Genomic DNA, 14,194 nt, shown 5'->3' with positions numbered 1-14,194 from the left:
CACTCGGCACCTCGCCTAGGCTCGGTGTGCCCGAACGCAGGCTTGAATCCGTGGGCCGCCGCGATGGGCCATCCTTGGCCCAGCGCGGCTAACCCGGCGTCCTGCCGGGTTACCCACGGATTCAAGCCTGCGTTCGGCCAGCGTGTTTGACGGGGCGCCTGAGATCAAAAGCCAGATCAAGAGCGACTCGCTTCGCATCGTGGTTGGCGCTAGGGCGCGCAGGTCAATGCCACTCGCTCATAGTTCAGCGCCTTGTTGGGTTCGCCCAGCGCATAGGGCGCCTGGCAGTGCTGGTCGCCCCATTTGATCACCAGCGTCCCCGTGTCTTCTTCCACCAAGGCCAACGCTTTGCCACTCGGGTCGGCGATTGCAATCTGCTTGCCCGCCATGTTTTCCAGCGATGCGCCAAACGGGATCGGTCGGTGCTGGGCGTCGAACAAGGCGAACTGTACGCGGCGTCCGGTCTTGCTGGCGTAGCGGGCCAGGACCACGGCGCCGCGCCGAGGCACGACTTGCTGGGTGGCGTTATCGATTTCGATATCAGCGCCCAGGTCGCGGGTGTCCAGGCTGATCCAGTTGACCCGGTAAGGCTGGGCATTGGGGATCACGGCATAGCCGTTGCTGCCGGTCCTGGCGCCGGAGAAACTGCCGATCTTCACACCGGGCACGCCTTCGACTTGCGCCAGCGCAAAGGTCTCGCCCACGGTCTGTCCCAGGTTGATACCACCCGCATGGGCCACCACTGACCCGGCCACGTTGAGGTTCTGCGCGCTGTAGCCACGGCCCTGGCTGTAACCGCCGCTGATGTCCATCAGCGAGGTGCGCGTGCTGAGGTTGGCCGAGCCGGTGCTGCCGCCCGTGCTGCTGTTGCCGGCTTGCAGTGAGTAATAGGTGTCGCTGTCGTCCGTCAGGTAACCGTTGACGCCCATTTGCGTGGTGTCGCTGCCTTTTTGCGTGCTGGCGGAGACAAATGCCCTTGGCGCACGTGGCTTTGAACCCAACGGAAACGACAGTGACAGGTTGACCAGCGTGTCGTTGTTCGACGGCCCGTAGTTGCCCACGTCCTTGGTATGGGTGGCACTGACGTTGTAGCTCACGTCGCCCCAGTAATTGCTGTAGCCAGCTGACAGGCTTTGCGCGCCGCCGCGTCCCCAGTAGCGCTGGTCGCTGGCGTTCAGGTACACACTACCGAACTGCTGGTTGCGCCCCAGGCTCTGGTTGACGGTCAGGTCGGTGCGGGTTTTTGAGCTGCCCAGGCGTGTGCGGCCGTCACTGCTCAGTTCCTCGACATGCTCGGTGAGGGTGCGATAACCCTCGGTCGAATACCGATACGCCGCCAAGGTGAAGTTGGTGTCGGTGCCGGTAAACGTCTTGGCATACAGCGCGCGCAGGCTGTTGCCCGTGACCTGCCGGCCAAAGGTGCGGCTGGCGGAGTGGGTCATGTCCAGCGACACCGCACCGATCGACGTGTTGCGCCCGGCCCCGATGGATAGCGCCTGGAAGTCCTGCGTGGCCTGCACCCCGACGATTCCCGACAGGTTGCTGCTGATGCCATAGGCCAGGGTGCTGCTGACAAACTGCGGGGTTTTCTGCGCGTCACTGTTGCTGTTGTATTTGCCCGCCGAGAAGCTGTATTTCAGCTGGCCTTCACGCACCATGATCGGCAGGCTGGAAAACGCCTGCACCGTGACCCGGCGACGGCCGTCCGCTTCGATCACCGTCACCTCAAGGTCGCCGTTGGAGCCGCTGGGGTAAATGTCGCTGATCTCGAACGGACCCGGCGGCACGTTGGCGGTATAGAGGATGTAGTTGTTCTGGCGGATCTCCACGGTGGCGCTGGACTGCGCAATGCCGCGGATGATCGGCGCGTAGCCGCGCTCGCTGTCGGCGCGCATGCCGTCGTCGGAGGCCAGTTTCAGGCCGCGATAGCGCACGCTGTCGAACAGGTCGGCATCCGAGAAAATGTCCCCGGCACTGAACTGGCCTTTCAGGTCGGTCACGTCATGTTGCAGGTAGCTGCGGTTGCTCTTGAACGTACTGGGGCGACCGGTGCTGCTGCTGAAGTTCGACTCGTTGCGCAAGCGCCAGGCTCCCAGGTTGATCCCGTTGCGCAGGCCCAGGTTATTCGACAGCGTGGTGTCGGCGTCGGTGTTGCTGCGGTTGCTGCTCAACTGGTAGTTGATGAACGCGGCGGGTACGCCGTCGTCCCACAAGGCCGGATCGACGTAACCGCGGCGCCCGCGCTCCATGGCGCGTTGCGGCACACTGACCAGCAGGCGCAGGCGCGGTACGTCGTAGCGCACTTTGGCGTGTTCGATCAGCGCAGGCAGGTCGAGGCAGGCATTGGGATCGGTGTCGACGAGTTTGCCGCTGGACTGCAAGGCGCCGATATCGACGCCCACTTGTTGCAGCATCTCCAGGGTCAGGCAGGCTTCGACTCGGCCGTTTACAGGGTTGCGGCGAAAGTCGATATCGCGTCGGCCCACTAGTGTGTCGTTGCCATACAGGTCAACTCGGTAATTGCCGGGGAGCACGCTGCTGCTGGCGAGCAACGACTGCAGGTCGACCGACGCTGCGGCGCCTTGCAAAAACGACGTATTGAACTGTTCATCGCCGTCGGCCTGGCAGACCGAACTGAAGCCCACGGCAATCAAAAATGGCGCCAGACTATCGCGCTTGAATAAAAACATGCAGGAACCCTATATCACCTCCGATACGAACTAACGGAGCGAAGAGAAATACAGTGAAAGTGCGGCTGCGCGAACGGCAGGCGCGTTATGGTGACTCTTTGTTCAAACTGGCGCTGGTTTGAGCACGATCAGAAAGTTGCGCGCTATAAGGGTCTTGTGCGCCATAGTCGTTGATGCTGCTGAACTTCAAGCGCGCGGAGTTAATCGAGGAAAGTTGCTTGAGTTGAAACTCTTTCTGTTCGCCTGGCGCAATCATCATCGAATCAAATGGATGTTCGCTGACGGCACCTGCCTGCAGGGTGATGTCGGCAATCGACACGTGATAAACCCCGGGGTTGCTCACCCGCAGCACGCGTTTACCGCCGTGTTCGGCCAGTTGCCAGAGCAGTTCGGTCGGCGCCAGGTAGGCGTTGTTTTTCAACGCGGGCGGGCGGAAGAACACCTTGATGCGCTGGCGCACGGCAAGCTGCAAGGTGTTCTCGGTTTTCGAGGCCTTGGGGATTTCCTGCACGTTGAGCCACACCACCGACTCGCGGTCGGCAGGCATGCCCGTGCCTTCATAGATCACGCGCAACAGTTGCTGCTCATTGCTGGTGACCCGCGCCAGCGGCGGGGTGACGGCAAAGGGTACCGAAGTCGCGTCGTCGGCGTCCGTGTCGACCCAGGACTGGATCAACACGTCCTCGCCGCTGTTGCGAACGGTGATTCCGGCTTCTTTGTGTTGGCCGTCGAACACCAAGCGCGTGCTGCTCAACGAAATGCCGGCTGTGGCTTGCCCGACTGCCAGCAGGCCGAGCAGGCCCGCGCACAGGGACAGTGAGTGGCGAAAAAACATAATGGCTACCGCTACGTTCGAGAGGTGTGCGAGGCCCGCAGGCCCCGCATCGGGCTGGGGTTATTCGTACTGCAGGGTGAACGGCAGGGTGGCATCGCCACGACCGGCCACGGCAGAGGCAGCGTCGATGGTGGTGACGTAGGCGGCCGAGAATTTCAGCGTGGTGTTGCTGTCTTGCAGGGTGTTCTCGATCTTCGCGGTGGTTGGCGAGCTCAGGTCGATCAGTGCGCCATTGGAGTCCAGCAGGGCAATACCGATGTTCTTGGCGGCGCCCAGGCCGTCGATCAGCTTCAACACTTTGGTGCCGGTCACGATGCCTGAACCGGCGCCTTTGGTCGGTTCGAAGATCATCGCCACTTTGGTGCCGGCGTTGCAGCTGATCTTCATGTCAAAGTTCTCGGCGCTCAGGGTGCCGTTGCCTTTGGGGGCGGTGGCAGTGCCCATGTCCTTGATCGACACTTCGCCCATGTTGATCGAGATGGTTTTGTTTACGCCGATGCCTTCAACGGAGCAGGCATCATTGTTGATACTGCCGGTGAAGTTGATGGTGCCGCTGCCGGCCTTGGTCGGTGTTACCGGTGGGTCGACGGCAAAGGCATTACCCGCGGCGAAGATCGACAATGCCAGAAGTGTGCGAGACAGCTGTTTCATGTTGTTTTCCATGGTGGGGTTAAAACAACACGATAAGACGGCGACGGTTAGTGGAACATCAGACGATCCCTAGAAGCGGGTGTTAGTTGAACAAGTTTCGCTCTATGCAATAAGCCAGCAAGTCTTGGTCGCTGTTGACTTCCAACTTGCGCATGGCCGCAACTTTTTGTGTGCTGATGGTTTTGGCACTGCGGTTCAACCCTCGTGCAATTTCATTGACGCTCTGTCCTGATACAAACAAACGCAGGATCTCATGCTCCTTGGGCGACAGCCGGGTGAAGCGCTCATCGAGGTCGGACGATTCCAGTACCGAGGTCGGTTGCGGGCCCTTGCTGCGAACCGGGTTGCCTCGGGCGATGGCCTTGAGCGCGGCCTGGATCTCATTGTGCAGTTGGTTTTTCTGGATCACGGCCAGCACGCCCAATTCCTGCAAGCGCGTCAGGATCAGCGGATTGGAGATCATCGTCAGCACCAGCACGCGCACCTTGGGAAAGTGCCGCACCAGGTACTCCACCAATTTTAGGCCATCGCCGTAGGGCGAGTCCGCCGGCATGTTGAAATCGGTGATAACCAGATCGACCGACGTGGTTTCCAGCAGCGTCACCAATTCGTTGGAACACACGGCTTCGCCCACCACGCGAAAACGCTCATCGCGCTCGACCAGTTCCCGTACCCCGACCAGCACGATGGGGTGATCGTCTGCAATGACTACGTTGAGGGTTTCCATGGGGTGATTATCCAGAGTGAGGTTATTCAAGTGTGTCGAGCAAAGTGGTGAGCCGAGCGAGGTTCTGCCGCACTTCCAGGGCCAGGGCGGGGGTGACCGCCATGCCAGTCAGGCGCAGTTCCAGCTCGACAAAGGCACTCGCCATGTCACCGAGCTGCACCGCGCCAAGGGCACCGGCCATGCTGTGCAATTGCTGCGCTGCGCCATTGGCGTCCTGGCTCTCTAGCGCGGTCAGGGTGGCCTGTACATCCTGACGCAGGGTGGTGACAAACAGTTCGCGCATTTTGGGCGACAACGGCGGCATGTCGACGACGGCGGGCACCTCGATCTTGCAGTACTTTTCCAACTTGGTACGCAAGGTGGCGAGGTTCAGCGGCTTGACCATCCACGCATTCATGCCGACGGCGGTGCAGTGCTCGCCTTCTTCACGCATGGCATTGGCGGTCACCCCGATAATCGGCAGCGCGGCATCTTGCTGGCGCAACGCCTTGGCGAGCTGGTAGCCGTTCATCACCGGCATGTTCACGTCGGTCAGCACCAGGTCGAAGCGCCCCGGTAGCCATTGCATGAGTGCCTGTTCACCGTTGGCGGCCAGCACCACCGAGCAGCCCAGGGCTTGCAGTTGTTCCTGGATGATGGCGGCGTTGATCGCATTGTCTTCGGCTACCAGCACTTGCAGGTTGAGCGGGCGCGCGTTGAGGGTGGGGGCGGGGCGGTTGCCGGCTTCGGCACCCTGTTGTGCCAGGGCGATGGCCCAGGCAATCGCGCGCACGTCGTCGGCGTCGACGGCCCAGTCGCTGGCACACCGCTGCGCCGGGTTCGGCCCGCCTGCTGTGGCGATGATCCGCGTGCCGGGCCAAGCCGGTTCTCCGGTGAAGTCCACTAGCAGTGCAGAGGACGGCGCATCGGGTGAAACCGCGCGGCTGTCGAGCCCTAGGCGCTTGAGCCAGTCGATCAGGTGTTGCGCCCGTTCAAGTTCCTGCGCGCGCACATAGACCGTCGGCATGCCGGGGCTGAAGGCGGGGCAGTCAGTCAGGGCGCCGGGGACTGATTCCAGCGCGAGGTGCAGGGTAAAGCTGCTGCCCAGGCCGGGTTCGCTGACGACGTTCAGTTGGCCGTGCATCAACTCGCACAACCATTTGCAAATCGCCAGGCCCAGGCCTGCGCCGGCCTGGCTAGTGGCATCTTCGGCCTGGTAGAACGGGTCGAACAATTGTTGCTGTTGCGCTTGGGAAATGCCCACACCGGAGTCGCTGACTTGCCATTGCAAGTCTACCTCGCCGGCGGTGTTCTCCGACGCGCGCAGGCGCAGCACCACACGCCCGTTATCGGTGAACTTGATCGCATTGCTCAGCAGGTTATTGAGGATCTGGCGGATACGCAGGGGGTCACCGCGCAACCGATCCGGTAGGTCCGCGTCGATGCAGGCATACAGCTGCAGGCCCTTGGAGCGGGCGAACGCGCTGTAGGTGCGCACGCAGTCTTCGGTCAGTTCCAGTGGGCAGAAATCCTGGAGTTCGAGGGTCATTTGCCCCGCTTCGATTTTGGAGACATCCAGCACGTCGCTGATCAGTTGGAACAGCGTGGTTGAGGAGCGCTGGATGGTCTGCAGGTAATCCTGCTGGCGCGGCGCGAGCGACGTGAGGCCGAGCAGCTCCAAGGTACCCAGCACGCCATACAGCGGCGTACGAATTTCGTGGCTCATGGTCGCGAGGAAGCGGCTCTTGGCCTCGCTCGCCGAGTCTGCGGCTTGGCGCGCTTCTTCCAGGGCCGCAGCGTCTTCGATATGCCGGGTCACGTCATGCACCGCACACAGCCACGCGTCCTGGCCCTGGTAGCGGGTGGGCACGAAGGCCACGTGCAGGTGGCGGCCTTCGCTTTCCAGGTCGGCCTGGCCCGGTGCAGCCTGCGTCTGTTGCTTGAGCAAGTCGAACAGCGGGCGAGCGTCGCGCCACTCCAAGGCGCGCTGGTTCTGCAGGAGTACATGATGGTCGCTGCGCCGAATTACACACAGGCCGGTCGGTGCGGTGTCGATGACCGCTCGGGCGAATGCCGAGCTTTCGGCAATGCTGGCATGGGCTTGGTGGGCAGGCAGTACTACCCGTGCGGTGTACCAGCGATTGAACGCGCGACTGCACCCCAGCATCACCAGCACCACGCCTACCAGGCACAGCAAAGGCCACAACGCATAGTCGAGAAAGCGTTGCAGGCTGATCACGTAGATCGCCGTCCAGGGCTGCTCGCCCTGGCTTGTCAGCTTGAACACCAGACCGTCGCGGTTGAGGTTCACACCTTCATTGAGCACCTCGCCGGGCTTGACGGCCCCGGTTAGCACCACGCCACCTGGGGTGATCAAGGTGAAGTCGTCGTAGATCGACCACTGCATCAGCCGCTCGATGTTATTGACCTTGGACAGGTCCAGCAGCGAGGCCACCACCACCCAGGTGTTGGCGCCGGTGACGGTCAGCGAGGTGGAGGCCAGGTTGATATCGACATAACCCAACAATATCGGAGCTTCCTTGCCATCGGGGGCGGTGTCGTAGGGTTCCCAGTGCACGGTGTGGGTCAGGGAGTTGTTCTGTAGGTGCAGGCGCTCGTTGAGTTGAGTCATCACGTCCACCAACATGCCTATATGCACGTGGCCGCCATCGCGCAGCCGGCCGGAGGAGGGCACGGCGATGTCGAAATTGTCCGGACCGTTGACCACGACCACTTGAGGTGCCTGGTAGTGGGAGCCCGCCCAAAAGGCGCTGTAGTAAGCCGACAGGTAGGTGCCAAGGGCGAAAACCTTGGGGTATTGGTCGGCGGCTATTTTGTCGGAGTTGATTTTCAAACTGTAGGGCAGGGAGAACGGCAAACCGCGGCCTTCATAGGTGTTCGGTCCTTCCTCGGGCAGCGGCTTTTGCACAAAAGGCGGCGGCAGGCCAATGGACTTGTACTTGGCGTCGGTGCTGCCCCGTGAGATATCGATCAAGAACACTTCCTGCTCGTGGATGTTCTCCATCAGCCGGGCGAAGTGAAAGTGCAGGGTGTCGCGTTGCTCCTGAATCATGCGTTGCGCGCCAAGAAGGCTGATGCCCAGCAGCAACAGCACCAAGGCCCCCAGTACCAGCAAACCTTTATTCAGGCGCAGCGAACTGCTGGTGAGTTTCTCCAGGAAGGCGTTGGGGTGATGCATGACGCGGTGACCTCGCAAGCTAACGGCGTTCGTACGCACCCGGCCAGCGGGTCAATAGGCGCTCGCCGGCCCGTCGTGGGTCAGCAATTGCTGGAACTGATCCGAAGATACGGCGTGGGAGATCAGGAAGCCTTGGACCTGAGTGCAGTCGATCTTACGCAACAGCGCAAGTTCTTGCGCGGTTTCTACGCCTTCGGCGACCACGATCAAGCCCAACTGACGTCCCAGGCTGACAATGCTGGTGAGCGCCTGGGCCAGTTCCTCGTTGGCGTTGCAGCCTTGCACCAGTGCGCGGTCGATCTTCACCTCGGTAAACGGCGCCGACACCAGGTTCATGTACGAGCTGTAGCCCTTGCCGAAATCATCCTGGGACAAGCCAAAGCCCTTGATGCGCAAGCGGCAGGCCCCTGCGTAGAAGTTGCTGATGTCATCCGGCACCGAGCACTCCATCAGCTCGAAACAGATGCGCGCGGGCAAGCCCTGGTGTTCCTGCACGAACGCCAGGATGCGGTCGGGCAGGTCGTGGCTGTTGAGCAGGTGAGTGGGCAAGTTGATGGATACCGGTATGTCATAGCCGTGTTGGCGCCACATGGCTTGAGCGGCCATCGCTTGTTTCAGCACGCACCACAACAAGCGTTCTTCGAGGTTGCAGGTGATCAATGCTGGCAGGAACATGCCGGGTAACAACAGGCCATGCTCGGGGTGAACCCAACGCACCAAGGCTTCGGCCGCGACGATGCGACCATTGCTCAGGGCTTTCTTGGGTTGGAACCAGGCTTGCAGCTCGCCATTGACCAGGGCATTCATCAGGCTTTGGCAATCAATGCCGGGCTGGGTCTCGGCCGGTTCGACCTGGCGCAGCGCCAGCAATTGATCGGTCAGGCAGCGCAAGGCCGCGGCATTCACCGGCTTGGAAATCAGCCCGATCACCTTCACTTGCAGGTTGCTTGCCACCAGGCTCGCGCCCATCAACATGCGCCGTGAGGCGGCGCTCATGATCGCTAATGCTGGGCGCGACGGTTGCGCAGCCAGGCCTTGGATAAACTGCACGCCGTCCATGCCCGGCATCAACAGGTCAGTGAGCACCAGGTCGAAGTCTCGTTGCTTCAGGCAGGCCAGCGCCTCCTCGCCGTCGCGGGCGCACACCAGGTCGAACTCACCCAACTCGCTGAACAGGTTCTGCAAATACAGGTGCTGAAAGGGATGGTCTTCGACAATCAGAATGCTACAGGGCTTCATGGATGGCTCGTTCGTAGGGAGCCAGGACAGCGGACAAGGCTCGCAGCGTAAAGGGTTTGACCAGGCAGTGATTCATGCCGGCCGCCAGGCACAAGGCTTCTTCACCGCGCAGGGCGTTGGCGGTTGCGCCGATGATCGGGGTGGTGCAGCCCAGGCGTCGAAGCGCTTCGGTCAGTTCGTAGCCGTTGAGCCTGGGCATGTTGACGTCGGTGAGCACAATGTCGAAGGTGCCCTCGTGCCAGCGCGCCAAGGCCTCTTCGCCATCGCTGGCCAGTTCCACGCTGCAGCCGAGTTCTTCAAGCTGGTCGCGCAGGATCAACTGGTTGATGACGTTGTCTTCGGCCACCAGGATGTGCAGGTGCAAGGGACGCAGGTCGCGCACTTCGCAGCGCGCCTGGGGTGGCACCACCTGGCCGTTCTGGGCGTGGCGGACGGCTTGTTGGATCGCGTCCAGGTCATTGAGGTTGACCTGCCAGCCATCGCCGCTGAACTGCGGTTCATGGGCGCCGTCATTGCTGGCCAGTACCCGTGGCCCGTGCCAGGGCAAGTCGAGGCGGCGTTCGATAAGTTCAAGCAATACACCGGGCCCCGCCAGCTCTGTGCTGGTCGGCAGACCGACCTGCGCGCGCGCACCCCAGCGGCGCAGCCAGCCGCAGAGGCTGTCGGCCAGTTCGCGGATCGGCGACAGCACATACACGATTTCCGCTGCCAATGGCTGCAAGGCTGGCGGTGTATTGCCGCTCGGTTGTTCCAGCGGTACGCTCAGGGAAAAGCTGCTGCCCAGTCCCGGCTCGCTGACCAAGCGCAGGGTGCCGTTCATCAAATGGGTCAGGCGCAGGCAGATCGCCAGGCCAAGGCCGGTTCCGGCGATCACATGGGAGTTGCCTTCGCTCTGGTAGAACGGCTCGAAGATAAACGCCTGGTCGGCAGGGGCGATGCCTTTGCCGGTGTCGGAGATTTGCCATTGCAGACACACCCGTTCGCCTTCGCGACTGAGCTTTTTGACCCGCAGCACCACGCGGCCGGAGTCAGTGAACTTGACCGCGTTGCTCAGCAGATTGTTGAGAATCTGGCGTACGCGGCTGGCGTCGCCGATCAAGCGCCGGGGCAGTTGCGGATCGAGGCAGGCATACAACTGCAAGCCTTTGCTGTGTGCCGCTGCCGCATAGCCTTGCACCACTTCTTGTACCAAGGTCGGCACACAGAATTCGCTCAGTTCCAGGGCCAGTTGCCCGGCTTCGATTTTTGACACGTCGAGCACATCGCAGATCAGTTGCAGCAACGTCGCGGACGATCCCTCGATGGCGTGCAGGTAGCTTTTCTGCTGGGCATCCAGGCGGGTGCGGGCGAGCAGTTCCAGGGTGCCGAGCACGCCATACAGCGGCGTGCGGATCTCATGGCTCATGGTGGCCAGGAACAAGGTCTTGGCTTCGTTGGCGGCGTCGGCGGACTGGCGTGCCTGTTCCAGCGCCGCTTCGATCTGCCGGCGTGCGCTGATGTCGCTGAAGGCGCAGAGCAACACGTCTTCACCTTTGTAGCGGGTGGGTGCGCAGCTCAGGTACAGATGGCGGCCGTCGGCGGCTTCGAAGTAGTCGGTGAGGCAGGGGGCGTTGGGGTCGAAGGCCTGACGAATCCAGCCGGGACCAAGTTGTGCGCCACACTCACCGAGCCACTGTTGGGCGAGGGTGTTTTTCAGCACCACCGTGCCATCGGTGCGACGCAGGACGCACAGCGCCACGGGGGCGGTCTGGATCACGTCGCGGCTGAACAGCTCGCTTTCCACCAGTGCCTGGATGCGATGGATCGCCGGCGTGATGAAGCGATGTTCGAGGCGACGGGTGAGCAGGCACACCAGGCTGATGGTCAGCAGGCAGAACAGCAGGGCGCCGAGCATCTGTGGCCAGAGCGCCCACAGGACCGCGCGCAGGTCGATGGAGTAGGTGAGTTGCCAGTCTGAAGACTTCAGTTGTTTGCGCAGCACCAATTGTTCGGGCAGCCAGCCATCGCCGACAAAACCGAAGAAGTCCTGCTGGCGCAGGTGCGGCAGGTTTTGCCCTGGCGGCGGTTTATGGCTGTTACTGAAGAGCGGCATGCCCTGGGCATTGAACATGGTGAACTCGCCGGCGCTGTGATCGCTCAAGGCGTTGGAGACTTCACGGTCATCCATTTCCAGGCCGAGCCAGCCGGAGTCCAGGTCGCGCTCATCCAGGCGAATGAAGATGTACAGCTGTGAGTGGCCGTCCGTGGCGTGGGTCAGCCAGAGTTCCTGCAGGGTTTTCTGCTGTTTGAGGGCGTGCAGTTGCTCAAGCATGGTCGCGGGGAAATCGGCTTCCACGGGCGAAGCATCGTACAGCCGCAGCACCTGGGCATCCGTGCTGACATACAGCAGGTTGAGCTGCTTGGCCCTCAAGAAATCACGCATGCGCTGGGTCAGCCAGATGCTCCATTGCTTGCCCGGGGTATTTCCCAGCAACAGGCGGATTTCTTCCTCGGAGACCGGCAGATTCAATTCGGCCTTGCGTGTCGCTGACAGGCTGAGGCTTTCCAACAGCGCTTCACGGGTGGTGAAAAAGGTATGCGCCTCGGCGATGGCGCTGCTCATGTAGCTGCGCCGCTGGGAGATCTCATTGTTGAACGTGAACAGCAGGAAGCTGTACACGCCGCCCAACATACCCACCAGCAGTACCAACGCGAAAATACGCAAAAGGCGGCGCGCGGCATGGGGCGTGGACAGCACGGGGCTGATCTGGTGCAGGTAGCTCTTTAATCTCATCCCGCCACTTTAGGGATGGTCAACCGTGGGAAAAATCAGACGATCCTTAGAACCCGCCATTCATCCGCAAGATACCAAGCAAGCTAATAATTCCATTTGACATTCGCTGCCTAAGCAGTAACATCTTGTCATACATTCACTGCCTAGGCAGTAATAAGGTGACTTCCGATGTCTCACTTCACGCCTGACAGTTTTCGCAACTGCCATCTCGGCCTGCTCCTGGGCCGGGCGGCGCTGCTCAAGGACCGCATTATCGATACCCATATGGAACCGCATGGCGTGACGGCCGCGCAGTTCAAGGTGTTGATCATCATTGCCCAGTTCGACGTCGATACCCCGGCGGAACTGTGCCGCAACCTGTCCCTGGACAGCGGCTCCATGACCCGCATGCTCGACCGCCTGGAACAGAAGGGCCTGCTGGCGCGCCAGCGCTCCGAGCAGGACCGGCGCCAGGTGCGACTGGTGCTCACCGAAGACGGCCAGCGCCTGGCGGACATGCTGCCGCACATCGGCGCGCAGTCGATGAACGAGTTGGCCGGCGCCCTGGAGCCTGGCGAGTTGCAAACCCTGGAACGAATCCTCAAGAAAATTCTGGTAGCTGCCGGTGACGCCATCGTCATCCAGCGGGTAGGTAATGAATGAACAGACGCGCACTTAGCCTGGTGCTGGTGGCCATGAGCATGGCCGGTTGCGCCAACTACAGCGGCCTCGACACCCAAGGCAAACGCCTCGACGCCGGTAGCCTGCAGACGGGCAAGACCCTGAGCGGCGTGACCTTGTCGAGCGCGGCCTGGCCCAGCGCCGATTGGTGGAAAAGCCTCGGCGACCCCCAGCTCGACGGCCTGATCCAGGAAGCCCTGCAGAACAGCCCCGACATGCAAGTCGCCAGCGCCCGTGCCCACCAGGCCGAGGCCGCGGCCTATGCCGCCAACGCCGAGCGCATGCCGACGCTGGATGCCAGCGCGGGCGTGAGCCGCTCGCGCCTGGCCAAAGACCAGGACCCACGCGGGGAGGGCGATGCCTATTCCACCGTGCGTAACATCGGCGCCAGCTTCAACTACAACTTCGACCTCTGGGGTGGCCAGCGGGCTGCCTGGGAAGCCGCGTTGGGCGAGGCGCGCGCCGCCCAGGTCGATCAACAGGCCGCGCGCCTGACCCTGGCCGCCAACGTGGCCAAGGCCTACAGCGACCTCGGCCAGGCCCACATCGTGCGCGACTTGGCTAACGACGACCTCAAGCGCACCCGGCAGATGCTCGACCTGGGCAAGCGTCGCCTGAACTCGGGTATCGACAGCCACTACCAGTACCAGCAGACCGAAAGCCTGGAAGCCAGCTCCCAGTCGCAACTGATCGACGCGGAAAAACAACTGCAAAGCGCCAAGATCGCCTTGGCGGTGTTGCTCGGCAAAGGCCCGGACCGGGGCAGTGAACTCGCTCGGCCCAACGTGCTGAAGCCCAGCGCCGTCGCCGTGCCCTCGGTGCTGCCCGCCGAGCTGCTGGGTCGCCGCCCGGACCTGATCGCCGCGCGCTGGCGCGTGGAGGCAGCCGGCAAGAATATCGACGCGAGCAAGACCCGCTTCTACCCCAACCTCAACCTGAGCGCGAGCGCTGGGGCCGAGTCGTTGCTGGGGGATGCGATGTTCGGTTCGGCCAGCCGCTTCTTCAACATCGCGCCGACGATCTCACTGCCGATCTTCGACGGCGGCCGCCTGCGCGCCGACCTCGACGCCCGCGACGCCGACTACGACCTGGCGGTGGCGCAGTACAACAAGACCCTGGTGCAAGCTCTGGGCGATATCGGCAACACCCTTTCACAACTGCGCGACACCGGCCGGCAGATCCAGGCCCAGCAACATGCCGCGGACATTGCCCAGCAGTCCTACGACACCGGTGTGCAGCGCTACAGCTCCGGCATCGGCAACTACCTGGATGTGCTCAGCATCGAGCAGCAATTGCTGCAAGCCCAACGCCAGCTGGCGACGCTGAATGCTGCGCAGATCGATCTGTCGATTCAATTGATGCAGGCCCTGGGTGGCGGATACGACGCCAGGAACATGGCCGCGACCACCCCAGCCCGCTCGGAATAATTTGAGGTATTTGT

At 62.0% G+C, this 14,194-nt stretch carries 9 protein-coding genes; 2 read left to right on the top strand and 7 right to left on the bottom strand.

The features are described from left to right. Positions 1-209: 209 nt before the first annotated feature. From CI807_RS25725 to CI807_RS25695, 7 genes are all read right to left on the bottom strand, one after another. A complete protein-coding gene (locus CI807_RS25725; protein WP_095016770.1) occupies positions 210-2,690 on the bottom strand; it encodes a fimbria/pilus outer membrane usher protein in 2,481 nt (826 codons plus the stop codon). Between the two features lie 85 nt (positions 2,691-2,775). Beyond that, positions 2,776-3,525 carry a molecular chaperone gene (locus CI807_RS25720; RefSeq protein ID WP_095016769.1) on the bottom strand — a complete coding sequence of 250 codons (750 nt, stop codon included), beginning with the start codon at positions 3,523-3,525 and terminating at the stop codon, positions 2,776-2,778. A gap of 60 nt (positions 3,526-3,585) precedes the next feature. Next, positions 3,586-4,176: a fimbrial protein gene (locus tag CI807_RS25715; protein WP_095016768.1), complete on the bottom strand. Its 591-nt coding sequence runs from the start codon at positions 4,174-4,176 to the stop codon at positions 3,586-3,588. 82 nt (positions 4,177-4,258) lie between these two features. Then, positions 4,259-4,903 carry a response regulator gene (locus CI807_RS25710; RefSeq protein WP_016977429.1) on the bottom strand — a complete coding sequence of 215 codons (645 nt, stop codon included), beginning with the start codon at positions 4,901-4,903 and terminating at the stop codon, positions 4,259-4,261. Between the two features lie 22 nt (positions 4,904-4,925). After that, positions 4,926-8,081 carry a hybrid sensor histidine kinase/response regulator gene (locus CI807_RS25705; protein WP_095016767.1) on the bottom strand — a complete coding sequence of 1,052 codons (3,156 nt, stop codon included), beginning with the start codon at positions 8,079-8,081 and terminating at the stop codon, positions 4,926-4,928. A 51-nt stretch (positions 8,082-8,132) separates the two neighbouring features. Then, a complete protein-coding gene (locus tag CI807_RS25700; RefSeq protein WP_095016766.1) occupies positions 8,133-9,320 on the bottom strand; it encodes an EAL domain-containing response regulator in 1,188 nt (395 codons plus the stop codon). Next, complete coding sequence (locus CI807_RS25695; protein WP_095016765.1) at positions 9,307-12,093, bottom strand: ATP-binding protein; 2,787 nt, start codon at positions 12,091-12,093, stop codon at positions 9,307-9,309. Before CI807_RS25695 ends, CI807_RS25700 begins: the two co-directional genes overlap by 14 nt. A gap of 168 nt (positions 12,094-12,261) precedes the next feature. Between CI807_RS25695 and CI807_RS25690 the strand changes: the two genes are divergently transcribed. Both CI807_RS25690 and CI807_RS25685 read left to right on the top strand, forming a co-directional pair. Next, entirely contained in the window at positions 12,262-12,735 is a 474-nt protein-coding gene (locus CI807_RS25690; protein ID WP_016977433.1) for a MarR family winged helix-turn-helix transcriptional regulator, read from the top strand. Further along, on the top strand, positions 12,732-14,180 hold the full coding sequence (locus tag CI807_RS25685) for an efflux transporter outer membrane subunit (protein ID WP_095016764.1): 1,449 nt from the start codon (positions 12,732-12,734) through the stop codon (positions 14,178-14,180). The genes CI807_RS25690 and CI807_RS25685 overlap by 4 nt, the downstream gene beginning before the upstream one ends. Positions 14,181-14,194 lie beyond the last annotated feature (14 nt).

Source organism: Pseudomonas sp. NS1(2017) (genome assembly GCF_002269425.1).
In the GTDB taxonomy this organism is placed as follows: domain Bacteria; phylum Pseudomonadota; class Gammaproteobacteria; order Pseudomonadales; family Pseudomonadaceae; genus Aquipseudomonas; species Aquipseudomonas reactans.
Note: the sequence above shows the minus strand (reverse complement) of the source record. Positions and strands in the feature narration are given on the sequence as shown.